Consider the following 24,016-nt stretch of genomic DNA (forward strand, 5'->3'; position numbering starts at 1 on the left):
CGCCGGCCAATTTCTTGCCCATAGTCTTCCGTGACAACCACGGATTGACCGAATGTATCCGAACCGATCCAGCGCGCCGCCCTATGCCGCATTGCAGACAGGCAAGTGCCAATCGCCCCATTTCCAAAATATCGCACTCCATGGAAAGAACCTGTTCCTGCGGAAACTCGGTTTTTCATGATAGGTGGGGCAGTTTCGGCTGAAGCTTCACTCACACTCAAGCATGTGTTCAACATTGTTGAACACTGAGGGGCGTCACGCCTTATGGAACATGTCACCGAATGTCGAAGCCGCCCAAACTGATCCAGTCCATCGAGCGCTCAGCCGCCATATTGGAAATCATCGCGCAGGAAGGTGGTGGCGCGCGGCTGCAACAGATCGCTACCGTCTCAGGACTTGGCAAGACAACCGCGCACAACATCCTCCAGACCCTGACCCAACTGGGCTATGTCCAGCGACGGCCGGGAGACGTGCGCTATCATCTCGGAGGACGCATCCTCAATCTGGCGCGCATTGTCGGAGACGATAGCGCACTCCGCAGCCTTTTACGTCCCACGCTGGAAACACTGGCAAGGGAGAGTGGCGCCACGGCATGGCTCGCCGTCCCGAGTGGGGATGAAGCCACCTATCTCGATATCGTGGAACCCACTGGCGAAACACGTCCGCGCCCGCTCCGTCGCGAACCGCTCGAAGGCTCAGCCGTAGGTCTCGTCTTCCTCGCCTTCGTGCCGGGACTTGGCCGCCGCGTGCTCAGCACCCGCACGGGCGCGCTGCATACGGACATTCTGAATCAGATCGAAGCCGTGCGTATCCACGGCTACGCCCTTGATCTCGAATCCTATCGTCCCGGCCAGAATGGCGTCGCCGTCCCGTGGCGGGAGAATGGGGAAGTCCGCGCCAGCCTGTGCCTCACCGGCCCCGCCGATCTCCTTCCCCGTCACCGTCTCGTCCGACTGGCGTGGGTCATGATGCGCCATCTGGAGCGTGTCCGGGTTCAACACTACTGAACAAAGTGAACTTGTACCGTTACGGCCTATTTTTACCGTATCCTTCTCCAACGTCGCCGCTAATCTGCCGCTCCTTTCAATAAAGGTCGGGACTATGAAACTTTCCTCTGCCCTGTCCATGCTGGACGCGGCTCTGGCCGAAGCGAAACGAATTGAGGTACAGGTCTGCGTCACCATTCTCGACGCCGCCGCATGGCCCATGGCCTTCGCCCGCATGGAGGGCGTGCCTCTCGGCGTGATCGATGTCAGCCGCAAAAAGGCGCGCACAGCGATCCTGTTCCACATGGACAGCGCCGATTTCGCAGTTCTCGGCCGGCCCGATGGGGAGGCCTACACTCTTGAAAACACCAACGATGGCCTAACCAGCTTCGGCGGCGGCATCCTGCTCAGAAACACCGATGGCACGGTGTTGGGCAGCATCGGCGTATCCGGCGCTTCCACCCCGGATGACATCGCCATAGCGCGTGTTGCTGCGCGCGCCCTTGCCGGTATTTGATCCCTTTTCCGAGATCTCCTCCATGTCCCCAGAAACTTTGCCGCCAGACGCTCTCCCCCCTGCGGTGGCTCCTCTCATCCCGCCCCCTCACGGCCGCACGGCTGCCATCGGGGTGCTGACATTCGGCGCCTTCGTCGTGGGTACCGGTGAATTCGCCATCATGGGAATGCTTCCGGAGTTTGCGGCATCCCTTGGTCTGAGCGATGCCGATGCAGGCTACGCCATCACGGCCTACGCGCTGGGCGTGGTGATCGGTGCGCCGCTCATCACCATTCTTGGCGCGCGCCTGTCGCGCAAGGAATTGCTGCTTTCGATGCTGCTGCTGTTCGTCTTCGGCAATATCCTGAGCATCTGCATGCCCACACCGGGTCTGATCGAAGTCGCGCGCTTCATTACCGGGCTGCCACATGGAGCGCTCTTCGGCATCTCGGCCCTTGTCGCCGCGACCATGGTGGAACGCTCACGCCGCGGCTGGGCCGTCGGACGTGTGCTGTCAGGCATCGCCATCTCCACGCTCATCGGTGCGCCATTTTCCACGTTTGCAGCCAACCATTTCGGCTGGCGCATCGCCTATCTGATTATCGGTCTTTTCGGACTGCTCACCTTCTTCGGTGTGTGGCGCTATATCCCGGCAGACCAGCCCAACCGCAGGAACTCGCCCCTGCGCGAAGTGACCGCCATGGGCAACACGCAGGTGCTGCTCACCCTTCTCACCGCCGCCATCGGCTTTGGCGGCATGTTCGCAATCTACACTTATCTCACAAGCATTTTGCAGCATGTCACGCATGTGCCCGAATGGGCCGTGATGCTCTACATGGTCATATGGGGATGCGGGATGCTGGCCGGAGCCAATGCCGGCGCGTGGATCGTGGATCGCAAGCTCGATCTCGCAGCGATCCTCGCCCTTGGGGGAAGTGCCATCGTCATGCTGACCTTCGCCTGCGTTCTGGAGCAGCCCATCGCGCTGGCGGTGATCGTCTTTCTGGTGCCCTCTTTCGTCAATGGACTGGGACCAGCCTTGCAGACGCGCCTGATGGACTTTGCAGGAGACGCCCAGACTCTCGCGGCTTCCCTCAACCACTCCGCCTTCAACATCGCCAATGCGCTGGGTGCTTCGCTCGGCAGCATGCTGCTCGCACATCAGTTCGGTTACAGCGCACTAGGCATTGGGGGCGCCGTGCTGTCCTGTGGGGGGCTGGCCACCTATCTGCTCGCCCTCCTGCTGCTCAGACGCAGCGGCCAGAAGGAAATCCGTCAGCCCATCGTCTGAAGACATCTCTGCCTCCGCCACAAGGCGGGGGCAGTCTCTTTACAGGCGCTTGCGCATCTGCGCCCGAAGTTCATTACAACGCTGGGTATAGTGGGTGGCCCGAAAAGCCGTGAAGAAGTTCATGCCGAACGCGGCCAGCAACGACAGAAAAGACCCACCTGTCAGCACCTCTCCCACCGTGGACATGCTCTCATCGTAATGCAGGCCGGAATACCATAGCAGGCTGATGCTCAGAACCGCGCCCGCCAGCCCGAAGACACCGGTGGTCTTCATCATGGAATCCTCCACCGTCTCGAACTCGGAAGTCTCGCGCCACAAATCGAAAAGCTGCCGGTCAATCACACCGACCTCACCCGCATGAGCGATCTTTTCCTCTTCCGTCACCTTGTGGGGATTCTTGCGATAGATATCCAGTTCCTGCCGCGCTTTGGTGAAAACGCGCCGACGCTCCTTGATGGCCGGAATGCTGATATCCACGAAGCTGAGAATCGCGACGTTCAAGCCAGCCGAAAGCTGGATGATCGCCTGAAAGTCCCCCCACGTGCTCGTCATTGCCTTGCCTCATGCGCTGCTGCGGATGAGCGTGGTTCTACCGTCAGTGGGAGGACAGAAAGAAAGCAGCCCGGGCATGGCTGCCATTCGGATGCCCGTGAAAAACGAGCTTATCCCGCCATCTTGTCCAGTTCACGCACGATGGCCTCGCCCATCACGTCCGTGCCCACACGTGCCTTGCCTTCGCTCATGATGTCCGCCGTCCGCAGCCCGCTGGCCAACACGTTGGAGACCGCCGTCTCGATCATGTCGGCCTCAGCCTGCAGATCGAAGGAATAGCGCAGCAGCATCGCAAACGAGAGGATCTGCGCGATGGGATTGGCAATGCCCTTGCCTGCAATATCCGGCGCACTGCCATGAATCGGCTCATAAAGAGCCGGCATCTTTCCATTCGCGCCGCGCGCACCCAGCGTAGCGGACGGCAGCATGCCGAGGCTGCCTGTCAACATGGAGGCCAGATCCGAAAGGATGTCGCCAAACAGATTGCCCGTCACGATCACATCGAACTGGCGCGGGTTGCGCACCAACTGCATGGCGCAGTTATCGGCCAGCATGTGTGAGAGCGTCACATCGGAATATTCACGCGCATGCAGATCGGTGATGACTTCCTTCCACAGAAGCCCGCTCTCCATGACATTGCACTTCTCAACGGAGTACACACTGTTCTTCCGCTTGCGCGCCAGTTCGAACGCCACACGTCCCACACGCTCGATTTCGTGCGTGGTGTAGACTTCGGTGTTAATGCCCCGCTTTTCACCATTCGGCAGAGTCTCAATGCCGCGCGGATCACCGAAATAGATGCCGCCCGTGCTCTCGCGCACGATCATGATGTCGAGGCCTTTCACAACCTCGGGTTTGAGCGTGGAGGCATCCACCAGCGCATCGAACACTTTGGCCGGCCGCAGATTGGCGAACAGACCCAGTTCCTGACGCAGCTTGAGGATGGCCAGTTCCGGCCGCTTGTCGAAGCCGACATGGTTCCATTTCGGATCACCCACCGAGCCGAACAGGACAGCATCCGCCTCCCGCGCCTTCTCGATCACTTCATCGCGCAGCGGCACGCCATATTCCGCGAGCGACGCACCCCCCACCAGATCCTCCGAGACCTCAAACGTAATACCACGCTTGCGCCCCAGCCACGCCGTAACGCGCGCCACTTCGCGCATGACCTCGGGTCCGATGCCGTCACCCGGAAGAATCAGCAGTTTTCTGGCGCTCATGACAATCTCCGGCCTTCTCTGGTTGGTCCGCCGTGCTTACCAGCCACGCGAGGGGGATTCAATCTGAGTGCCGACCTCATTCCTCCGCCACATGCAGCCTGTGAAAATCGGAACGAAAGAAAAGCAAAGGCCGTTTTGCTGGATCGTGTGCCAGTTCCCTCACCTGCCCTACTGCGATCATATGATCCCCACCGGGATATTCCGCCGCCTGAGAGCAGGAAATATGCGCGATGGCCCCGTCAAGACGCGGCAGGCCGGCAGCATCATCGTGAAACTTCACGCCGGTCCATTTGTCTCCACTCGAACGGGCAAACTGCAAGGCCAGAGCCTTCTGGTCGGCTGCGAGAACATTGATCACATACCTACCTGCCGAGCGTAGAGCGGCATAGCTTTTCGAATGGTTCCCCGCAAAGAAAGCCACAAGCGGTGGATCGAGCGAAAGCGAATGGAAGCTCTGACAGGTCATGCCCACGAGTTCACCGCCCGGGAGCCGAGACGTAACAATGGTGAGACCCGAGACATAGGCTCCGACCACCTCGCGCAGATGGGTGGGGTCTATGGCCGTCGCAACAAGACCGCTCATCCCTCCACTCCTTGTCGCGCCAAAGAGACTCCATGAGCGGCACCGAGCAGGACATAGCGGTTGACTTCGATGTAATCGGCAACAATCTCGGACTGACGTTCCAGTTCTGACGTCATCACATAGAGGCTTGATCCCGGCACGCTGGCACCGAGTTCCGCAAGCAGCGGCCGCAATGTGTAATCCGGCGCCAGACTGTGGGCGGCCGAACCTCCCGTAAAGACAGGAAGCACCACCCTGTTACGCAGGGAACCCGCGCCATACTGATCGAGGAAACTTTTCAGCAGCCCTGTGAAACTCGCCTTGTAAGTCGGTGTGGCGATGACGATGAAATCGCTCTCCGCCACCTCCCTGACGATGGCAGCCAATTCTTCGTGCCCCCAACTGAAAAGACCCTGCGTGTGCTCAGCCAGCTCGATCGGAGCACTGGGCTCCTGCGCTCCAAGTAAAGACGCCAGTGCGCGCGCCACTTCCATGCCGAGAGTCGTCGTGCGGCCACCAGCGGAAGGATTGCCGCAGAGCATGGTGATCTTCATGCTTCAATTCTCCTATGCACCCGGTAACAACCGGATGGTCACATCACTCTTCCAAGGGATTCAGCAGCGAAAGCTGATCGAGAAAGGCCACCGCGAAACTGCCCGTGCCCACCGCTGGCTGCGCGCGTTCGGCGGCTTCGGCATAGACAGCATGAGCCGCCGCGACGGCCATCATCCGGTCCTGTGCGCCAGCCAGCATCGCCGCCATCAGCGCACCCAGTGAACAGCCCGCTCCCGTCACCTGTGTCAGCCGCACATCGCCACCGCCCACCGCATACGTCACGCGGCCATCCGTGATGTAGTCCACAGGACCGCTGACAGCCGCAACTGTGCCGATGCTGGCCGCGACATTTTCCAGAAAAGGCACGGCCTGATCGGACGTCATCGTCGTTTCGACACCTTGTCCTCCCCCTTGACCGCCAGCCAGAGCGATCAGTTCGGATGCATTGCCACGAATGGCAGTCGGCCTGAATTCCAGAAGACTTTTCACAACCGCATCATAGGCTGGTGCCCCGGCTCCCACCGCAACCGGATCCAGAACCCACGGCACTCCGGCCTCGTGTGCCGAACGGGCGGCCAGACGGATATCTTCCGGGCCACAACTCATCAGGCTGGCGGCATTGATCCAGACCGCATGGGCGTGACGACCGAACACGGCTGGCCAGTCCATCGCCGTGCCAATGGCCGGCCCCGCCCCTACGGCCAGCAGAACATTCGCCGAAAGATTGGCCGCGACGTAATTGGTAAGCCCGTAGCAGAAGGGTTTAAGCGCCTTGAGACGCGCCAGTTCGTGACGGATATCAGGATCTTTCCAGGACAGTTCCTTCATGCGTATCTCCAGCGGTGGCGATGCTCAGGTATCTGTGAGATCAAGTAACCATAAAAAGATGCGTGTCCGGTTCAGGCCTCTTTCATGGCCGTAACTTCCAGCTCGACTTTCATGGCCGGATCGATAAGACCCGCAACCCGCACCATCGTGCAGGCCGGACGTATTGCGGCAAAGGCCACGCCATGCGCGCGGATGAGCGCCTGCCAGTCCTGCGGATCCGTCAGATAAACGCGGCTACGGACCACATCGGCAAGGCTCGCCCCCGCCTGCGCCAGAACTTTTGCGACTTTCTCCACGGCACGAGCGAACTGGGCCGTGGCGTCGCCATGCGCGCCCCCTTCCTGTGCCAGGCCCGAACAGCCTGACACGAACACATACCCGTTCTGGCTAACCGCGCGGGCATATCCCATAAGTTCCTCATAGGAACTGCCGGTCGAGACAGTTTGACGGCTCATTTCACCCTCCTGCTGTTCCATCAAAGACGTGATGACGATTGCGCCAACCGCTGCAACCCAACGCATTCATGTCTGGATCTGCGGCCAGCAGATGGCGAACCCGCGCGCAGTCTCAAGCAAGGTTGCGATCCCCAGAACCCGCGCATCGTCGAAACGTCGGCCCGCGATCTGGACGGAAACGGGCACGCCACCATCTTCAGGCTGGTGGACCGGCACGGTGGCGGCCGGCCAACCGATCTGGTTGAACCAGCAGGCAAAGGCCTGATGACTGGCCGCACCCCAGTGTGGGTCGGGACAACAGAGTTCAGCGGAAAAAGCACGAACCGGCACGGCCGGTGACAGTATGTGATCGAAAGAGGCCAACTGTCGGGCCACCCGGATCGCCGCCATGTTGACACGGCGCGTCACGCTGGCGGCGTGAATGGCAGACTGAGAGAGCAGGCCGTCATACAGCGCTCCTATGGGAGGAGCGATCCGACCTCGCGCCGCAGCGGGCAACCCGAAGTAATCGGGAGCACCGACATGCAGCATGTTCCAGTGAATCGCCATGTAATCGTCAGCACCGACATCCAGATCCTCGATCTCGATCAGTTCGGCACCACGAGCGCTCAACAGCTCCGCAGCCCAGTCAACGGCCATCAGAGTTTCGGCATCGGTCGCGTCCCCCCAACCCGCCCGTTTCCAGACCGCAATCCGTTGCCCCTTGAGGTCTTTTGGAGGAGGAGCCGGCACGAAACAACCATCCAGCGAATAGAAATCCTCATACGCAAACTGGCCAAGAGCGGCCAACGCCAGCGTGACATCTCCCACCGTCCGCGCCATCGGGCCGGCACTGCGGTAAGCCCCGGGAGGGTCGTAGGCAATGCGCCCCTGCGTGGGCTTAACGGACGCCAGCCCCGACAGAGCTGCGGGAATGCGAACAGAGCCGACCATGTCGGTGCCAAGGGCAATGGCCGCGGCTCCCAGCACCACGCTGGGTCCGGCCCCGGACGAAGACCCACCCGGACTTGTACGCGGATCCCATGCATTGCGGATCACACCGTGTTCGGAGCTGATCCCGGACATGATCATCGCGAAATCCGGCATCGTGGTCTTGCAAGTTACGATCATTCCCGCTTCTCGGGCGCGGATGACCGGCAGCGCATCGGCCCCAGAGACGACACCTTCATGACAGGCCGTACCATGCCAACGCGGCAGCCCCTTGATATGGAAACTGTCCTTGAAGCTTATGGGCACACCGTCCAGCGGTCCCAATGGCCGTGCCGCCTCCCAACGGCGGGCACTTGCCCGCGCGCTCTCGCGGGTCATATCGGCATCGGAGCTTGCCACGGCATTGAGACTTGCTGCCGGCCCCGCCACCACGGCCAGCGCCGCTTCAGCCACTTCAACCGGGGAGAGTGTGCCAGCCCCATAAGCCTGCGTCAGTTCGGCGGCACTCATCAGAGGCAGATCGGTCACATTACCTCTCCTGCCCACGGTGCACGGGACGCGACGGATCAGCCGTCCAGCCATTCATCGAATCATCATAGATCCGGAAAGAAGGTCGCCCTGTCGCGGCAAGGGCCAGAGCCAAACCCGCAGCATTGATGCCGCCGCCGCAATACAGCACCGGCGTTATCTGACGGCCCAATTCCGGTCCGAGTTGCAGCTCCTTCAAAGCGTCGTTGAGCCGGGCAAAATCCAGTCGTCCCATGCTGTCGAGCAGATCCGCATACGGTAGATTCAGGCTGCCCGGGATGTGACCAAGACGTGGATCATCGCTGCCTTCCGCCGTGAACTGCACCTTTCGCAAACCGCAGACCAGAGGCGAACGGGACGCGTCACCGGAGGCGACCAGTTCCATCACCTCCTCGGTCGAGACAAAAATCGAAGGTACGGGACGAGCTGTGAAATTACCGGGAGAAGCCGAGACCTCAGGCCCGGTTTCCACAATACCGCCTGCATGGACCCATGCCGTCAGACCGCCATTGAGCACGCGCACTCTATCAAATCCACAGGCACGAAAAAGAACCCAGATACGCGCCGCGTAAGCGCCCCCAAGGCGATCATAGACCACCACGTCGCTGTCGTTACGGATGCCGAGCCGACGCGCTTCCTGTTCAAGCGCTGCAATATGCGGACGTGTAAACGCAAAAGGAGCATCCGGGTCGGAAAACGCTCCGAATAAATCAGCCAGATGGGCACCGGGGATATGCGCTTGTGTGAACACATCCCGACCGGAAACAAAATCCGTGGCGCCTCCCGGACGACCTATCCTACCGACAGAGGCATCAAGCACGATCACCTCAGCACGATGCGCGACAAGCCAAGGTGCCGCGATCAGCGGACCATCGGGAAGCGTCATCCCACGTTCCCTTTACGCCCGGGAGCAACACGATTTTTCCACTCATCGCGGGCAGGACGTGCAAGCCCCAGCGTCTCACGCGCCGTGCGGCCGGTATACTCCGTGCGGTGAAGACCTCGCCGCTGTAACTCCGGCACAACAAAGCTGGCAAAATCCTCAAAAGCCGCAGGCAGATGTGTGGCCTGCACCATGAAGCCGTCCGAAGCCCCCTCCTTCATCCACAATTCCATATTGTCGGCAATGCTTGCAGGAGAGCCGATCATGTTGCCTTCCGTGCGTGCCCCGTACCAGCGGCCGATCTCTCTGACCGAGAGGTTTTCACGTCGGGCAAATTCCACGACTTCTTCGTAATGCCCCTGCACACCCACCTCATCGAGTGTGGGCAGAGGTCCATCAAGATCGTATTTCGTGAGATCCACATTGACATGATACGCAAGTCGCGACAGCCCGGCGAGGGGATGCACCAGATCGGCAAAGGCCACATGCCGCGCCATGGCGTCCTCATCTGTCCTGCCCACAACAACCGTGGCCGCGGTGAGGATACGGATCTGCTCAGGATCGCGCCCATGTGCCCGCGCACGGTTCTTGATATCCGCATAGAAAGCTGCCGCGCTTTTGAGGGATTCCGCACTGGAGAAGATGACATCGGCCCAGCGGGCCGCAAAATCGCGCCCCCGAGGCGACGCTCCAGCTTGAATCAGAAGTGGATACCCCTGTGGAGGGCGAGGCACCGACAACGGTCCCTGCGTGCTGACATACTGTCCGGTGTAATCCACCGACCGCACCCGATCAGGATCACCGAAATGTCCACTTTCCTTATTCTGAAAGATCACATTGTCATCCCAACTGTCCCATAGCTGGGTCGTGGCTTCCAGCACCTCTTCAGCGCGCGCATAACGCTCGTCACGCGGCGGAAGGCGAGGCTGCCCGAAATTCTGGGCCTCCGCATCCTGAAAGGACGTGACAATGTTCCAGCCCGCACGCCCATCAGTCATGTAATCGAATGTGCCAAGGGTCCGGGCAAGATTGTAAGGCTCGTGATAGCCGGTCGAAATCGTGGCGGCGAGCCCCAGATGCTCAGTCACCCCGGCCATAACTCCCAGCACGGTCATGGGGTCCAGACGTGGCGTGCCGGATCCCCACTCTACTGCCGGACGGAATGAGTTCCCCAGTGAACGGGGCATGGACAAGGCATCGGGGATGAAGGCCAGATCGAAACACGCGCTCTCCAGAATACGCGCGATTTTGCGGTAATAGCCGGGCGTCATAAAGCCGGGATCGGCATCAGGATGGCGCCAGCCCGTGGTGCCCATCGGCCCTGCGTTCATGAAAGCTGCGAGATGCATCTGTCTGGTCATGAGCCGCCTCTCTTCTGCTGGCATCACGCTGTGAAAGCAACGTGATATCCTCTCTTTCACGCAGCATAGGCAGCGTAATCTCCGGCTTTGAACCGCAAAGAGTTTCTTTCGGTGATAACTTATGGAATGACGCTCACTTCCCAAACGAACATACAGCTTAAGGGCAGCGGCTCTCGGTGCATCCACTCATGGCCCAGATGAGGTTCGCATCACTTCATGCGCGATACGCAGGAAATTTCCAACGACGGGATTTTTCTCGTCCTTGCGCCAGAACATGCCCACCTGCCACGAGAGAGCCGGTCCCTCGATCCCCTGAGCAACGATCGCATGAGTGTCGATCACACCCGAAAGGGCTGACTCATGCATCACTGCCACGCCCAATCCCGCGGAGACCATCCGAAGCTGCACAAGGCTCTCATTGACCCAATGCGTCACGGCGGGATCAATGCCCTTCCACGCAAACAGTCGTTCCACAGCCTCTTCGAAACCCGGTGCCACAGATTTTTTCAGTCGGATAAATGGCAGTTCCTTTATGGCAGGGCTATCGATCGTTGCGATCTGGCCTGCAAGCGCAACAGGAAAGACGAAAGCCAGCCGGTCACGCGAGATCAGACAGGAGGCGAGATCAGGAGCCGCGGGCCAACGAGCGAACGCGATGTCGAGTTGCCGTTCGCGCACCATCGGCAACTGGGATTGTGAGGAAATATCATTGAAAGTCAGTTCAACTTCTGGATAGGCATCACGATAAGCGATCAACGCGTGCGTCATGATTTCCAAAGCGGAAAACGTAAAGCCGATGGCGAGTTGGCCGGTTTCTCCATGGGCCATTCGCAATCCGCGTTCCCATATACGGTTCGCTTCGCGCACCAGCGGCTGCACCTCAGCCAGAAACTGGCAGCCGAAAGCGGTGAGTTCCGTTCCTTGCCGGGAGCGTTCAAACAACTGCGTGCCCATCATGTCCTCAAGCCGGGCAATCTGCTTGGTCAGAGTGGGCTGAGTGATTCCCAGTCGCGCAGCGGCGTCAGAGAAGTTGCAGAGTTCTCCAAGAGCAGCGAAAGACCGGAACAGATCAAGATTCTTCATGATGCCCTTCTGCCAACGGCCGGTGAGCGTGCATCCAACAGATGCTGAGCATGCGGGCCTCGGGGCACATCTGCAACGGCAGATGAAAAATAGACCCATAATTTGGACGATACCGCTGACGTCACATTCGCCTCCAGCGTTTATGGAGGGGAGAGCCGTTCATCACAGTCGAATAGTGAGCCAACCAAGACGATCCTGGCCATCGAGTTGCGGCAGCATTGGATAAACACGACACAGCCCCATCCGCGCGGAGATAACCTTTACCGTCCACCGCAGCGTAGAAGAACTGCTACACGAGACTCATGACATCTGCCGACACTGACCCGCAACATGGAATACTGCGGCATCTTCATCTGGCCACCGCATTTTTCACCCGAGACAGATATCCCCTTTCCCGCGCCTGCCGCCGGGGAAAGCCTCGACCCCGCAACGGTTCCGCTGGCGGCCCTCGTCACGCTCGCCCGCGCTCTCGATGGAAACGGACGCAGCGAGAGCGATCTTCTGAGTGCGATGCGTAAAGCCTGTGGCATGGGGCGCATGGGAACTGCCACGCGTGCCCGACTGGAAAAGGCGCTAACTCAGGCTCGTTCGACACCGGCATGTCAGACGAATAAGGAAGCGACGTAGCTTATTCTGAAGAGGTAGCGTTCTTGCGGCTCTTGTGAACGCAGTCAATCAATCTTTCGATACCAAAAGACCGAGCGGCCACGGACCATTTCACTGTCCACTTTGTCTTTGACGGAGTATGGCGTCTTCAAATTCCAGAGCATTTTTCGTGGCAGCACCATATGTGGTGTTGTCATAGATCGTCCAAATATCGACGCCACGAGCGTTAAGTGAGGCAACGGTTTTTGCCTGAGCCTGAATGGCCTGTTCCCCATAAGGTGACTCATAAATACGGGGAGAGCCGTGCAATCGAAAATAGACAAGAGCTTCCCAACCTCCGGGCCGCGCGGCCTGTAACGGTTTGGCCGGATCTGCCGCAACCCGTGACACCTGTTGTCTCTTCAACATGCGATCAACCTCCGGCTGGAACCAACTGACATGCCTCGGCTCTAGAACGAGGGGCCCTCCTGTCGTCAGGGATTTCAGATCACTGAGGAATTGTTCGGCAATATCGCCGGGATAGACGAAGCTCGGTGGAAGCTGAATCAGAATGGGGCCACGTTTGTCACCCAGACCGCTCGTCTCCTCTGCAAATCTCTCCATGAGTGCCTGACAATCGACCAGACGACGCTCATGCGTAATGGCCTTGGGCAGCTTGACGGAGAAACGAAATGCAGGCGGCACGCTTGCCGCCCAGCGTTCGTATGTCGTGCGTCGATGCGGCCGATAGAAACTGCTGTTGATCTCGACGGCTGAAAAACGTGTGCCATAGCGTTCAAGATGCGTGCCGCTTGAAGGAAACTGTGTGGCAAGCGCAGAAGGAATCGACCAGCCAGCAACGCCAATACGTATGGACATGAACCATTCCTCCCTATGATCGCAAACGTACACCCCGCGATCTTACACACAAAAGAACCATGTTCTTCATGCGTCTGAACACTCCCCATGAGGAGAACAGCTTAGGCTGACGTCTTTATGATAGACGACCAGCAGTATCGCCGCTTACCCACCAAAACAAATTCGATCGACAGACATGGCGATCTGACGAGCACATCTCCATAAAAAAGCCCCGTCTGCCGCATGTCGTCATGACAGCAACAGACGGAGCTGGAAACAAAGAGAAGGGGGAAATACCCAAAGGTATTTCCCCTAGCCCATCAGAACACCTGACGGAAAATAACGTAGAGGCACCCCGAAATCGCCATAGCGGCCGGAAGTGTCGTCACCCAGGCCATCGCCATGGACCGCAGCGTGGACCACTGCAGGCCCGAGCCATTGGCTTCCATCGCACCGGCCACGCCGCTGGAGAGAATGTGCGTCGTGGACACCGGCAAGCCATAACCTTCCGCCAGGCCGATCGTGCTCATGGCCACGACTTCGGCTGATGCGCCTTCGGCATAGGTCAGATGGGTCTTGCCGATCTTCTCACCCACCGTGATGACGATGCGCTTCCAGCCGACCATCGTGCCCAGACCCAGCGCAATAGCGACCGAGACCTTCACCCACAGCGGAATGAAACGTGTGCCGGCATACAGATCGGACTGAAAGGACTTGAGTGTCTTCTTCTCATCCGCGCTGAAACCATTGGCCGCTCCCATGACACGGATGGCATCGGCAGAGAGATACATCTCGGTGCGCACGTTCGGAACGGCAGCCGCCGGAACGGATTTCATGGAGCCATAGGTCCGCACTGAGTCGGAAATATCGTGGCTCAGCACGGCAAGGGCGGAGAACGTCTCGGGAGAGGCCACCGACTGCGCGCGCAGCGCCGCACCCACCGTGGTCTTGGCCGTCGCCACATCCATCGCCACCGGCACAGCGCCCGCATGGTCGAGGAAGATATGATTTGCCTGATCGGCCGTCTGGATAAAGGCCGGCATCGCGCTTTCCGGCATCGCGCGATTCAGCGCGTACGCCGTCGGCGCCGCACCGATCAAAATGAGCATGATCAGACCCATGCCCTTCTGACCGTCATTGCCACCATGCGAGAAAGACACGCCCGTGCAGGTGGTGATGAGCAGACCACGAATCCACCAAGGCGGCGGCTCATGACCCTTCGGTGCGTCATAGAGCGCCCGGTTCTTCACCAGCAGCTTGAGCGTCAGAAGCAGCAGGGCCGCCATCACGAACCCACAGACCGGGCTGAACAGAAGGGATGAGAAAACCTTGCGGACCTGCTCCCAGTTGACGCCCTGCGTCGTGGCGCCAGCAGGCGCCATGAACTGGTTGGCCAGACCCACACCCATGATCGAACCGACCAGCGCGTGCGACGAGCTGTTGGGAATGCCAAACGCCCAAGTGGCGAGGTTCCAGATGATCGCGGCAAGCAGCAGCGCGAAGATCATCGCATAACCGGCCGTGTTGCCAGCATCGAGGATAAGCTCCACCGGCAGCAGCGTAACAATGCTGTAGGCCACCGTCCCCGCCGACGTCGCAACGCCGAGGAAGTTCCAGAAGCCAGACCAGATGACCGCAAAAAGCGGCGGCAGGCTGTGCGTGTAGATCACCGTGGCAACGGCGTTGGCCGTGTCATGGAACCCGTTCACGAACTCGAAGGCCAGCGCGATGATCAGGGCCACACCGAGAAGGACGAACGTACCCGTGGCAAGTGGCCCTTCGCCCACGGCGTGCATATCGTGCAGGATGCTGAACGCCGCAAAACCGAGCGCACCGATCAGCACTGTGAAAAACATGACGACGTGCAAGGGCTTGTTGCCACCGTCCATGTCAGGACGGGAAACGGGCGCAACCTCTACGTCGGCATTCATGATGGCTTGGGACATCGTCAGTCCATGTTCCGTTAACCTTAATGCCGGGGTTTACGGCACGCGGTGTCGAAACACGACACAGGAAATTTTATGGTTTTATGACAATGCCGTCGCAGACAGCAGAATCTGAAAACACCCTCTCACCTGCCGAACACTGATCGTCCGGCAGGTGAGAGGGCGCAACTCTCTGTCCTCACACATTTTATTGAGTCGAAAGGACACTCCGCTTTCCGCACCATCTTGGACAGCGTTACCTTTCGCTCGCCCGCGACAAGGGGTCTGCGCATCCTTCTCAAAACGACGCGCAAGATCGCCGCAGCCTATCCCTCACCTACGATACGAATCAGCTCCGGCACGATCGCGGGATTGGCCAACGTGGACAGATCGCCAAAACCTTCCGTCTCTCCGCAGGCAATCTTGCGCATCAAACGCCGCACATTCTTGCCTGAGCGCGTCTTGGGCAGATCCGGCACGACAAACACCTTCTCCGGCACCGCGTAACGTCCCACCTTGGTTCCGATGATGCGCACGACCTGATCCTTCAGACCGGCTGTTACTGCTTTATCCAGCCCCTCATGCGGCACGATATAGACAATCAGCCCCTGCCCCTTGAGATCGTGCGGAATACCCACGGCGGCACTTTCGGAAATGTCATGAATTTCCGAAATCGCGTCCTCGATCTCCGCCGAACCGATGCGATGGCCCGAGACATTGATGACGTCGTCCACGCGCCCCGTGATCCAGAAATAGCCATCCTCATCCCGGCGCGCCCCATCACCCGTGAAATAATGCCCCGGATACGGCTTGAAATAAGTCGTCTGGAACAATGCGTCGTCATTCCAGATCGTCAGCGCGCAACCGGGCCATGAGCCATCGATGCACAGGATACCTTCGGCCACCCCTTCAAGCGGTTGTCCTTTCTCGTCCAGCAACACCGGATTCACACCGGGCAGCGGCAGTGTGGCCGAGGCCGGACGCGCCTCAACAGCTCCGGGCACAAGCGAGATCATCGCGCCACCCGTCTCCGTCTGCCACCATGTGTCCACCACCGGGCAGCGACCGCCGCCAATCACCTCGTGGAACCATGTCCACGCCTCGTGATTGATCGGCTCGCCCACCGAGCCCAGCACACGCAGACTCGACAGATCATAGCGACCGGGGATTTCATCTCCTTCGCTCATCAGTGCCCGGATGGCCGTGGGAGACGTGTAGAAGGTGGTCACGCCATGCTTGGCAATAACCTCCCACCAACGGCCCGGGGTCGGGTGAGACGGCATGCCTTCGAACAGCAGGATCGTCGCGCCATTGGCCAGCGGTCCATACGCCACATAGCTGTGGCCGGTAACCCAGCCGATATCGGCGGTGCACCAGAAAATGTCGGACGGCTGGTGATCGAACACCAACTGATGCGTGAACGACGCCCACGTCAGATAACCACCCGTTCCATGCACGATGCCCTTGGGCTTGCCGGTGCTGCCGGAGGTGTAGAGCAAGAACAGGGGATCGGTGGCATTCATCGCCTCCGGGGCACAGTCCGTGGATGCCGCCTGCAACAGCGGTTCCAGCAGCGCGTCCCGGCCCGCCTCCAGCGGCACCTCATCCTCCGTGACGCCGACGACCAGTACATGCCGGACCATGGATTTATCGCCCCGCAGACGCAGGGCCGCGTCCATCGTCGTCTTGTAGGGAATCCGCTTCGCACCGCGACGCCCCACATTGGCCGTGACCACCGCCACGGCGCCGCTGTCAGCCAGACGGTCCGCGATGGCCTCGGCAGAGAACCCCCCGAACAGCACCACATGCATGGCCCCGATACGCGCGCAGGCCTGCATGGCGATAATGCCCTCGATCACGCAGGGCAGGTGGATGGCCACACGGTCCCCACGCTTCACGCCGCTGTCACGCAGAACATTGGCGAACGCGCAGACACGGACATGCAGTTCGCGATAGGTCAGGCGGATGACATGATCCGCCTCCTCGCCCTGCCAGATGATGGCGGTCTTTTCGCCGTGTTCGGGAAGGTGGCGATCCAGACAGTTCACGCTGGCGTTCAGCGTGCCATCAGCAAACCAGCCCTTTTCCTGATCCATGGCCCGGGTCGGCTCGCGGCTCCAGACAAGACGACGATGCCCTTCCTTGAGCCAGAACTCTTCGGGGTCACGGCGCACGCCATCCGTCAACGCGTGATAGGTCTGGGGGGTAAGGCAGAATGACGAGGACATGGCACTTCTTCCGGATGGCGAATCTTGCGACATTATCAGCACTGAAGCGTCACGCCATCCATCTCGCACCCGCAAAAGACCGTGCAATATTGTAAAAACGTGCGTGTAAAAATTTTACATCCTGCGTAGATTCACAAACCGCCCCATGCTCTTCGGACCAATACCATGACTCTTCACACACATGCCGATGGCGTCCCCCGCTGCGCATGGTGCGCCGCCACTCCTACCTACATGGCCTATCATGACCATGAATGGGGCTTTCCCGTCGCGGAAGATCGCAGACTGTTTGAGAAGCTGTGTCTGGAAAGCTTCCAATGCGGCCTAAGCTGGCGGACCATTCTTGAAAAGCGCGAGAACTTCAGGGCTGCGTTCGACAACTTCGATCACGAGAAGATCGCGCGCTACGATGAGCATGACGTGCAGCGCCTGCTCGCTAATCCGGGCATCGTCCGTCATCGGGGCAAAATCGAAGCCATCATCAACAATGCCCGACGGATGAGCGAGCTTTTGGAGCGCGAAGGCTCGCTGGCGGCGTGGCTGTGGCGCTTCGAACCACCACGCACATCCTCCCCCCAGATGCTCACCGAGACAGAGGCGTCACGCACTCTATCGAAAGAACTCCGCAAACGTGGCTGGAAATTCGTAGGACCAACAACCATCCACGCCTTCATGCAGGCGATGGGACTGGTGAACGATCATGCCGAGGGTTGTGCCCTGCGTGCAAAAGCCGAAGCCGCGCGTGCCCGCTTCGTGGTGCCGCGCTGAATTGAGTGTCAGGCGGCTGTTTCAGGACCACCCAGCGCCATCAGATGATGCGGATTGTCCGGTGCAGACGCATGCGCCGAGAAGCGTGTCTGCGGAAACGCTTCCGGGCAATTGTCACGAATCCAGTCGATGATCTGCTCGCGGATCGCGCAGCGCAGATCCCAGCTCCGGATTGCCGTGCGCGCGCCTGCCGTCACACGGACCATCATCGTGCGGTCATTGGCATCCGCCACCTGCACACTGAAATCCTTGCCGTTCCATTCCGGGCAACTCTCCACGATCTCTCCCAGCTTCGCGCGAATTGCCGGCATGGGAGCGAGGAAATCGAGCGGCAGATAGACTGCGCCCGTCAGTTCGGCGGAATTATAGGTCCAGTTCTCGAACGGATTGTCGAGAAAGTAGGACAGCGGCACGATCCGGCGACGCTTGTCCCACGCTTTCAGCACCACGAAGGTGGCGTTGATTTCCTCCACCCACGTCCAGTCTCCGTTAAAGGCAATCATGTCCCCCATGCGGATGGGTTGCGTGATGGCGATCTGCGCGCCCGCAATCAGATTGGTGATGACGGAGCGCGCCGCAAAACCGACGATGATGGAGGCCGCACCGGCCGAAGCCAGCAGGCTCAACCCATACTGCCGCACAGGGTCGAACGTCATCAGCGCCGTGCCGATCGTCAGCACACCGATGATGATTTCCGCCATGCGCTGAAGCAGCCGCACCTGCGTGAAATGCTTGCGCCCGAGGATGTCCTCCTCGCGGTCATCGGCGGAGGCATCGATGTGCTCGATATAAATGCTCGACGCCAGCCGCGCGGCCTTGACCAGCCCAACTCCCATGGCCAGCACCAGCATCACGGCAAACGCATGCGCGAGACCACCAGCCAGCCACATGGGCAGTTCAAGCGCCGGAATGGCGATGATCGTCATCACCGCCGCCGCCATCACCTGCGCGGGATGACGCAGCGTAGTTGCGCTGCTGCGAATGAACGACCCGCGTCTTTTACCGGGAACGCGCGCCAGCCCGCGCGTGATGACAAGCCCCGTCACACCTGCGGCCAGAACACCCACCATCGCGAGAATGAGAAGTGAGGCAAAAGTGGGCGGCAACCAGACGAACCACTGAAGAAGATTCGCGAGAGCTGAGAAAAACGTCTCCTTCAACAGAGCGTCCCTTTTCCTTTCCGTGAGCCGAATCTGTAACGTGCGAACAGGCCCGATCCGTCTCCAGATGCGGGAGCCAGTTTATACGCAAGCGCCAGTCAGAATATTCGGACACGGAGGTGAACAACGCGACAGAAAGCGCGGCGTTGCACGGACACACAGGTCATGGCCCGAAAGAGGGAGGCACCTGACCTCCCAAGGGCAGGAGAAAACCCTGCCCGAGACGGCCGGGATCGAGCCCCGGCCGTCCAGCAAGCGAAATTGTCGCTGCTCAGTCGTCCTTGCGCGAACGCGCGTGCTTCTTGCGCTCGTGCGGGTCGAGGTAGCGCTTACGCAGACGCACGGCAGACGGCGTCACTTCCACCAGTTCGTCGTCCTCAATGTAGGCAATCGCCTGCTCAAGGCTCATCTTGCGCGGCGGGATCAGAAGCAGAGCCTCATCCTTGCCAGCGGCACGGATGTTGGTGAGCTTCTTTTCACGAACCGCATTCACTTCGAGATCATTCTCACGCGAATGCTCGCCGATGATCATGCCGATATAGACTTTCTCACCTGCATTCACGAACAGCGTGCCGCGATCCTGCAACGAGAACAGCGAATACTGCGTGGTCACACCGTCTTCCGAGGAGATCAGCGAACCGTTGCGACGGCCCTCGATCACACCGGCATAGGGCTGATAGCCTGCGAACAGACGGTTCATGATGCCCGTGCCGCGCGTGTCGGTCAGGAACTCACCATGATAACCAATCAGGCCGCGTGACGGGATGATGAAGGTCAGACGCACCTTGTCACCGCCCGAAGGCCGCATGTCCTGCATCTGCCCCTTACGGAGCGACATCTTCTCGACCACGACGCCCGAATACGGCTCGTCCACATCGATCAGCACCTCTTCGTACGGCTCTTCGCGCTCGCCCGTCTCCTCGTTCGTGCGGAACAGCACACGGGGACGACCGATGGTCAGCTCAAAGCCTTCACGACGCATGGTCTCGATCAGCACGCCAAGCTGAAGCTCGCCACGGCCCGCGACTTCGAACGCCTCGCTCTCGGGGCTTTCGCTCACGCGAATGGCGATGTTGCTTTCCGTTTCCTTGAACAGACGGTCACGGATCTGACGCGACGTGACCTTCTTGCCCTCGCGGCCGCCCAGCGGGCCGTCATTGATACGGAACGTCATGGACAGCGTCGGCGGATCGACCGGAATAGCCGGCAGCGGTGCCGTCACTTCCGGAGACGCGATGGTGTCAGGGATGGTGGCCTCCGACAGACCGGCCACAGCCACGATGTCGCCAGCTTCAACCTCGTCCACCGGCACACGGTCGAGACCACGGAAGCACAGCAGCTTGGTCAGACGACCCGTCTCAACCACGCTGCCATCCTCACGCAGGACGCGGACCGGCATATTAACCTTCGCGCGTCCCTGCTCGACACGCCCCGTCAGCACGCGGCCAAGGAAGTTGTCGGACTCGAGGATGGTCGCAACCATCGCGAACGGCTTGTCCTTGTCCAGATTCGGGGCCGGCACATGACGCAGCACCAGATCGAACAGCGGGGAGAGATCCTTGCGCGGTCCGTCCAGCTCCGTGTCCGCCCAGCCCTGACGGCCCGAAGCGTAGAGCATCGGGAAGTCGAGCTGCTCGTCATTCGCGCCGAGTGAGGCGAACAGGTCGAAAATCTCGTTGTGAACTTCGTCCGGGCGGGCATCGCCACGGTCGATCTTGTTCACCACCACAATCGGCTTGAGGCCACGCGCCAGAGCCTTGCCCACGACGAACTTCGTCTGCGGCAGCGCGCCCTCAGCGGCGTCCACCAGCACGATCGCGCCGTCCACCATGCTCAGGATACGCTCGACCTCACCACCGAAGTCGGCGTGACCCGGTGTATCGATGATGTTGATGCGGGTGTTTTTCCACACGACCGAGGTGCACTTGGCCAGAATGGTGATGCCGCGCTCACGCTCGAGATCGTTGCTGTCCATCGCGCGTTCCGCCACCTGCTGGTGCTCATGGAACGAGCCGGACTGCTTGAGCAGTTCATCGACGAGTGTGGTCTTGCCATGATCGACGTGCGCGATAATGGCGATGTTACGAATATCCATCGTGTGGCGGGCCTGACTCTTTTCCTGCATGCAGATCCGCCACTGACAGCCTATCAAACCTGCAGCGGACCCCTGTTGTCCGCAGTCAATAGAGCGCAGCGGCCGGGATTGCACGCGAAACTTGCGTGAGCGCCCCCTGCAGCCACATCAACCGGTCAATTTTCGACGTCGGGGGTCAACTCCGGCAGGATCATCACACCCTGCTCAAGGCCGGGTGTGTCCACCCGCAGGCAGAACACGCCCCCATTGAGTGGCTGGCGGGCAATCTCGGCCTCCGACAGCCCCTTGCAGGCCGTCGTGATGAACAGGGTGCGACGATCCGAGCCCCCGAAGGCCGCTTTGGTCACATTGCGGGCGGGAAGCATGACCGGGTCAAGTCGCGTGCCATCCGCGCGGAAGCGCTCCAGCCGTCCGCCACCCCACACACCAGCCCATACGGTCCCGGCCTCATCCATCGCCAGTCCGTCCGGTGCCTGACCTTCCGCCTCGATCCGGGCGAAGACCCGGCGATTATGCAGCGCTCCATCCCCGTCAAGATCGAAGGCATAGATCGTGCCTTCAGCGGAATCGCAATGATAGAGCGTCTGACCATCCGGCGAGACCACCGGCCCGTTGCTGATCGTGTAACCGTTGTGATGCCGCCGCAGCGAAAGCGTCCGATCGAGACTGTAGAGGGAGCCGATCGGATTTTTCTCCGCGTCGTCCATGGTCCCGAACCACAGACGCCCCATCCCGTCGATATGCGCGTCGTTCAGCCGCGTGCCCGGACGATCCGCCTCAATCGGCATGATAAGATGCTTGCGGCCTTCTTTGGGATCGAAGAGATAAAGCCCGTCCTCCATGCCGCAGATCAGACCGCCGTCCTGCGCCGGCACGAGAAAACAGGGGCGTCGCGGCGCGGTCCATGACCGTCGCTCCCCATCGGATGGGCGATAGCGATGCAGGGCGTGTCCGAGGATATCCACGAAGTAGAAAGCGTCGTCAGCGGCACTCCATACCGGTCCCTCGCCAAGCTGCGCCTCAAGTGACCAGACGCACACCACCGCGTCATCGTGCGAAGAACGGCTCGTTTCAGGAAAAGGTATATTCGTCATGATCGACTCTCTATCTTGGATCGGCGCGCAACGCCCCGAGAGAGAACATCTCGACTTTGCAACGGGTTGCAACCCCGCGCCGGTCAGCAGGGTTGCAGTGGCCGCACAGAGATCACGAAAGCGGGTCAGGCGTTGCCTGTAAAGGACGCCAGCCGCAACGGATCGATATTGATGGCGGCCAGAGCCTTGCGCCATTTGGTCGCGTGATCCGTGCCGAAAACGATCTCGCGCGTGGCGGGCGCCACCAGCCACGCGGAATGACGGGTCAGTTCTTCCTCAAGCTGTCCCGCCGCCCATCCGGCATGCCCGAGTGCCAGCAGGGCGTCACGCGGTCCCTCGCCCGAAGCAATGTCACGCAGCACATCCAGACTGGCGCTCAGCGACACGTCCCCGTCGATGGCCAACGTGCCATCGCCATTCCAGTCCGAGGAATGCAGCACCAGTCCGCGCCCCATTTCCACCGGCCCACCCGCGCACATGCCGATCCGGCGACGCGGCGGTGTAGGCGCAATATCGAGTTGCGAGAACAGGTCTTCCAACGGCGGCTGTGAAAGCCGGCGGTTGACGACAATGCCCATGGCGCCGTCATCGGCCGAATGGGCACACACATAAATAACGCTCCGGTCGAACCCGGATTCGGCAAGAGATGGCATGGCGATGAGAAGGTGTCCCGTCAGACTTTCAGTCCCGTCGCTCGGCGTAATCGTGTCAATGGATGCATGAGACATGCTCCAGATATGGTGTGCCCCTTCCCGTTTGACAACACAGGCACGCGCTGCCGCTAATGACGGCATCAATCTGGAAAGGACGCATCATGGTCGAGACGGTTCTGGTGACGGGCGCTACGGCAGGATTTGGCGCAGCGATTGCCCGGCGGCTGGTCAAAGACGGTCACCGCGTGATCGGCACGGGCCGGCGTACCGCGCGGCTGGAGGAACTTCACGCGGAGTTGGGAGAGCAGTTCCACCCTCTCACACTTGATATGACCGACCGTAAAGCACTTCGCGCCCTTCCCCACAGTCTGCCCGAGGAGTGGCGGCGCGTGGACGTGCTGGTGAACAACGCCGGACTCGCCCTTGGGATCGGACCCGCGCAGGACGCCGAGATCAATGACTGGGAAAGCATGATCGCCACCAACATCTCCGGTGTCGTGGAGATCACCCGCGCCCTTCTGCCCGGCATGGTGGAGCGCGACCACGGCCACATCCTCTCCATTGGCAGCACAGCCGGCACCTATCCCTATGCAGGCGGCAACGTCTATGGCGGCACCAAGGCGTTCGTGTCGCAGTTCATGCGCAACCTGCGCACCGACCTGCTCGGCACCCATGTGCGCGCCACCAATATCGAGCCCGGACTTTGCGGCGGTAGCGAGTTTAGCAATGTGCGCCTGCGCAGCGACGAAAAGGCCGAAGACGTCTATCGTGGCACACACCCTCTCCTGCCCGAGGACGTTGCCGAGACGGTGGCGTGGATCATCGGTCTGCCCGCGCATGTGAACATCAACCGCATCGAGATGATGCCGGTGTGTCAGGCCGCGGGTGGCCTTGCCGTCCGGCGCGACATGGACTGATCGCAC

The 24,016-nt window shown here is 60.3% G+C and carries 23 protein-coding genes; 6 read left to right on the forward strand and 17 right to left on the reverse strand.

Translation table 11 applies throughout. From position 1 onward, the window contains the following. Window positions 1-281: 281 nt before the first annotated feature. The 3 genes from KUA11_RS13480 (at window position 282) to KUA11_RS13490 (ending at window position 2,773) form a co-directional block, all read left to right on the forward strand. Window positions 282-1,007 (forward strand): IclR family transcriptional regulator, encoded by a 726-nt coding sequence (locus KUA11_RS13480; RefSeq protein WP_217411163.1) that lies wholly within the window; start codon window positions 282-284, stop codon window positions 1,005-1,007. Between the two features lie 94 nt (window positions 1,008-1,101). After that, the gene (locus tag KUA11_RS13485; protein WP_217411165.1) at window positions 1,102-1,503 is read left to right on the forward strand and encodes a GlcG/HbpS family heme-binding protein; all 402 of its coding nucleotides are present in this window, start codon (window positions 1,102-1,104) and stop codon (window positions 1,501-1,503) included. Window positions 1,504-1,525: 22 nt separating this feature from the next. Beyond that, complete coding sequence (locus KUA11_RS13490) at window positions 1,526-2,773, forward strand: MFS transporter (protein WP_217411167.1); 1,248 nt, start codon at window positions 1,526-1,528, stop codon at window positions 2,771-2,773. 39 nt (window positions 2,774-2,812) lie between these two features. Here the strand turns inward: KUA11_RS13490 and KUA11_RS13495 are convergent, their stop codons facing one another. The 10 genes from KUA11_RS13495 to KUA11_RS13540 form a co-directional block, all read right to left on the reverse strand. Then, window positions 2,813-3,325: a hypothetical protein gene (locus tag KUA11_RS13495; RefSeq protein WP_217411169.1), complete on the reverse strand. Its 513-nt coding sequence runs from the start codon at window positions 3,323-3,325 to the stop codon at window positions 2,813-2,815. Between the two features lie 110 nt (window positions 3,326-3,435). Further along, window positions 3,436-4,545: a 3-isopropylmalate dehydrogenase gene (leuB, locus tag KUA11_RS13500; RefSeq protein WP_217411171.1), complete on the reverse strand. Its 1,110-nt coding sequence runs from the start codon at window positions 4,543-4,545 to the stop codon at window positions 3,436-3,438. A 76-nt stretch (window positions 4,546-4,621) separates the two neighbouring features. Continuing rightward, window positions 4,622-5,128 carry a flavin reductase family protein gene (locus KUA11_RS13505; RefSeq protein WP_217411173.1) on the reverse strand — a complete coding sequence of 169 codons (507 nt, stop codon included), beginning with the start codon at window positions 5,126-5,128 and terminating at the stop codon, window positions 4,622-4,624. Continuing rightward, entirely contained in the window at window positions 5,125-5,661 is a 537-nt protein-coding gene (locus KUA11_RS13510) for an NADPH-dependent FMN reductase (RefSeq protein WP_217411175.1), read from the reverse strand. Before KUA11_RS13510 ends, KUA11_RS13505 begins: the two co-directional genes overlap by 4 nt. A gap of 43 nt (window positions 5,662-5,704) precedes the next feature. Further along, the gene (gene thiM, locus KUA11_RS13515) at window positions 5,705-6,490 is read right to left on the reverse strand and encodes a hydroxyethylthiazole kinase (RefSeq protein ID WP_217411177.1); all 786 of its coding nucleotides are present in this window, start codon (window positions 6,488-6,490) and stop codon (window positions 5,705-5,707) included. Between the two features lie 71 nt (window positions 6,491-6,561). After that, entirely contained in the window at window positions 6,562-6,945 is a 384-nt protein-coding gene (locus KUA11_RS13520) for a RidA family protein (RefSeq protein WP_217411179.1), read from the reverse strand. A gap of 66 nt (window positions 6,946-7,011) precedes the next feature. Then, window positions 7,012-8,403, reverse strand: a complete 1,392-nt coding sequence (locus KUA11_RS13525; RefSeq protein ID WP_217411181.1) for an amidase family protein — start codon at window positions 8,401-8,403, stop codon at window positions 7,012-7,014. Between the two features lies 1 nt (window position 8,404). After that, window positions 8,405-9,289, reverse strand: coding sequence for a sulfurtransferase (locus tag KUA11_RS13530; protein ID WP_217411183.1), 885 nt, complete (start codon window positions 9,287-9,289; stop codon window positions 8,405-8,407). Continuing rightward, window positions 9,286-10,647, reverse strand: a complete 1,362-nt coding sequence (locus KUA11_RS13535) for an LLM class flavin-dependent oxidoreductase (protein WP_217411185.1) — start codon at window positions 10,645-10,647, stop codon at window positions 9,286-9,288. The genes KUA11_RS13530 and KUA11_RS13535 overlap by 4 nt, the downstream gene beginning before the upstream one ends. 186 nt (window positions 10,648-10,833) lie before the next feature. Beyond that, window positions 10,834-11,730, reverse strand: a complete 897-nt coding sequence (locus tag KUA11_RS13540; RefSeq protein ID WP_217411187.1) for a LysR family transcriptional regulator — start codon at window positions 11,728-11,730, stop codon at window positions 10,834-10,836. 330 nt (window positions 11,731-12,060) lie between these two features. Between KUA11_RS13540 and KUA11_RS13545 the strand changes: the two genes are divergently transcribed. Next, window positions 12,061-12,357: a hypothetical protein gene (locus tag KUA11_RS13545; RefSeq protein ID WP_217411189.1), complete on the forward strand. Its 297-nt coding sequence runs from the start codon at window positions 12,061-12,063 to the stop codon at window positions 12,355-12,357. Between the two features lie 90 nt (window positions 12,358-12,447). Here the strand turns inward: KUA11_RS13545 and KUA11_RS13550 are convergent, their stop codons facing one another. The 3 genes from KUA11_RS13550 to acs all read right to left on the reverse strand — a co-directional run bounded on the left by KUA11_RS13550 (window position 12,448) and on the right by acs (window position 17,326). Beyond that, window positions 12,448-13,194 carry a DUF72 domain-containing protein gene (locus KUA11_RS13550; RefSeq protein ID WP_217411191.1) on the reverse strand — a complete coding sequence of 249 codons (747 nt, stop codon included), beginning with the start codon at window positions 13,192-13,194 and terminating at the stop codon, window positions 12,448-12,450. Window positions 13,195-13,493: 299 nt separating this feature from the next. Continuing rightward, entirely contained in the window at window positions 13,494-15,119 is a 1,626-nt protein-coding gene (locus tag KUA11_RS13555; protein WP_217411193.1) for an inorganic phosphate transporter, read from the reverse strand. A gap of 305 nt (window positions 15,120-15,424) precedes the next feature. Then, window positions 15,425-17,326 carry an acetate--CoA ligase gene (gene acs, locus KUA11_RS13560; protein WP_217411195.1) on the reverse strand — a complete coding sequence of 634 codons (1,902 nt, stop codon included), beginning with the start codon at window positions 17,324-17,326 and terminating at the stop codon, window positions 15,425-15,427. A 165-nt stretch (window positions 17,327-17,491) separates the two neighbouring features. On the opposite strand from acs, the gene KUA11_RS13565 reads away from it, so the two are divergent. After that, entirely contained in the window at window positions 17,492-18,091 is a 600-nt protein-coding gene (locus tag KUA11_RS13565; protein WP_217411197.1) for a DNA-3-methyladenine glycosylase I, read from the forward strand. Window positions 18,092-18,099: 8 nt separating this feature from the next. On the opposite strand, the gene KUA11_RS13570 is transcribed toward KUA11_RS13565, so the two are convergent. The 4 genes from KUA11_RS13570 to KUA11_RS13585 all read right to left on the reverse strand — a co-directional run bounded on the left by KUA11_RS13570 (window position 18,100) and on the right by KUA11_RS13585 (window position 23,168). Then, the gene (locus KUA11_RS13570) at window positions 18,100-19,251 is read right to left on the reverse strand and encodes a mechanosensitive ion channel family protein (RefSeq protein ID WP_217411199.1); all 1,152 of its coding nucleotides are present in this window, start codon (window positions 19,249-19,251) and stop codon (window positions 18,100-18,102) included. 271 nt (window positions 19,252-19,522) lie between these two features. Then, window positions 19,523-21,346, reverse strand: coding sequence for a translational GTPase TypA (gene typA / locus KUA11_RS13575; RefSeq protein WP_166312697.1), 1,824 nt, complete (start codon window positions 21,344-21,346; stop codon window positions 19,523-19,525). Between the two features lie 155 nt (window positions 21,347-21,501). Next, a complete protein-coding gene (locus KUA11_RS13580) occupies window positions 21,502-22,440 on the reverse strand; it encodes an SMP-30/gluconolactonase/LRE family protein (RefSeq protein WP_217411201.1) in 939 nt (312 codons plus the stop codon). 125 nt (window positions 22,441-22,565) lie between these two features. Beyond that, window positions 22,566-23,168: a YqgE/AlgH family protein gene (locus tag KUA11_RS13585; protein ID WP_217411203.1), complete on the reverse strand. Its 603-nt coding sequence runs from the start codon at window positions 23,166-23,168 to the stop codon at window positions 22,566-22,568. Window positions 23,169-23,254: 86 nt separating this feature from the next. Between KUA11_RS13585 and KUA11_RS13590 the strand changes: the two genes are divergently transcribed. Further along, a complete protein-coding gene (locus tag KUA11_RS13590) occupies window positions 23,255-24,010 on the forward strand; it encodes an SDR family NAD(P)-dependent oxidoreductase (protein ID WP_217411205.1) in 756 nt (251 codons plus the stop codon). The last annotated feature ends 6 nt before the right edge of the window (window positions 24,011-24,016 follow it).

The organism is Acetobacter estunensis, assembly GCF_019083805.1.
Classification (GTDB): Bacteria; Pseudomonadota; Alphaproteobacteria; order Acetobacterales; family Acetobacteraceae; genus Acetobacter; species Acetobacter estunensis_A.

What these genes read in the sequence shown, in the direction of transcription:
- KUA11_RS13480 (WP_217411163.1), top strand. Translation starts at nt 282, where the DNA reads ATGTCGAAGCCGCCCAAACTGATCCAGTCCATCGAGCGCTCAGCCGCC.
- KUA11_RS13485 (WP_217411165.1), top strand. Translation starts at nt 1,102, where the DNA reads ATGAAACTTTCCTCTGCCCTGTCCATGCTGGACGCGGCTCTGGCCGAA.
- KUA11_RS13490 (WP_217411167.1), top strand. Translation starts at nt 1,526, where the DNA reads ATGTCCCCAGAAACTTTGCCGCCAGACGCTCTCCCCCCTGCGGTGGCT.
- KUA11_RS13495 (WP_217411169.1), bottom strand. Translation starts at nt 3,325, where the DNA reads ATGACGAGCACGTGGGGGGACTTTCAGGCGATCATCCAGCTTTCGGCT.
- leuB (WP_217411171.1), bottom strand. Translation starts at nt 4,545, where the DNA reads ATGAGCGCCAGAAAACTGCTGATTCTTCCGGGTGACGGCATCGGACCC.
- KUA11_RS13505 (WP_217411173.1), bottom strand. Translation starts at nt 5,128, where the DNA reads ATGAGCGGTCTTGTTGCGACGGCCATAGACCCCACCCATCTGCGCGAG.
- KUA11_RS13510 (WP_217411175.1), bottom strand. Translation starts at nt 5,661, where the DNA reads ATGAAGATCACCATGCTCTGCGGCAATCCTTCCGCTGGTGGCCGCACG.
- thiM (WP_217411177.1), bottom strand. Translation starts at nt 6,490, where the DNA reads ATGAAGGAACTGTCCTGGAAAGATCCTGATATCCGTCACGAACTGGCG.
- KUA11_RS13520 (WP_217411179.1), bottom strand. Translation starts at nt 6,945, where the DNA reads ATGAGCCGTCAAACTGTCTCGACCGGCAGTTCCTATGAGGAACTTATG.
- KUA11_RS13530 (WP_217411183.1), bottom strand. Translation starts at nt 9,289, where the DNA reads ATGACGCTTCCCGATGGTCCGCTGATCGCGGCACCTTGGCTTGTCGCG.
- KUA11_RS13535 (WP_217411185.1), bottom strand. Translation starts at nt 10,647, where the DNA reads ATGACCAGACAGATGCATCTCGCAGCTTTCATGAACGCAGGGCCGATG.
- KUA11_RS13540 (WP_217411187.1), bottom strand. Translation starts at nt 11,730, where the DNA reads ATGAAGAATCTTGATCTGTTCCGGTCTTTCGCTGCTCTTGGAGAACTC.
- KUA11_RS13545 (WP_217411189.1), top strand. Translation starts at nt 12,061, where the DNA reads ATGGAATACTGCGGCATCTTCATCTGGCCACCGCATTTTTCACCCGAG.
- KUA11_RS13550 (WP_217411191.1), bottom strand. Translation starts at nt 13,194, where the DNA reads ATGTCCATACGTATTGGCGTTGCTGGCTGGTCGATTCCTTCTGCGCTT.
- KUA11_RS13555 (WP_217411193.1), bottom strand. Translation starts at nt 15,119, where the DNA reads ATGTCCCAAGCCATCATGAATGCCGACGTAGAGGTTGCGCCCGTTTCC.
- acs (WP_217411195.1), bottom strand. Translation starts at nt 17,326, where the DNA reads ATGTCCTCGTCATTCTGCCTTACCCCCCAGACCTATCACGCGTTGACG.
- KUA11_RS13565 (WP_217411197.1), top strand. Translation starts at nt 17,492, where the DNA reads ATGACTCTTCACACACATGCCGATGGCGTCCCCCGCTGCGCATGGTGC.
- typA (WP_166312697.1), bottom strand. Translation starts at nt 21,346, where the DNA reads ATGGATATTCGTAACATCGCCATTATCGCGCACGTCGATCATGGCAAG.
- KUA11_RS13580 (WP_217411201.1), bottom strand. Translation starts at nt 22,440, where the DNA reads ATGACGAATATACCTTTTCCTGAAACGAGCCGTTCTTCGCACGATGAC.
- KUA11_RS13585 (WP_217411203.1), bottom strand. Translation starts at nt 23,168, where the DNA reads ATGTCTCATGCATCCATTGACACGATTACGCCGAGCGACGGGACTGAA.
- KUA11_RS13590 (WP_217411205.1), top strand. Translation starts at nt 23,255, where the DNA reads ATGGTCGAGACGGTTCTGGTGACGGGCGCTACGGCAGGATTTGGCGCA.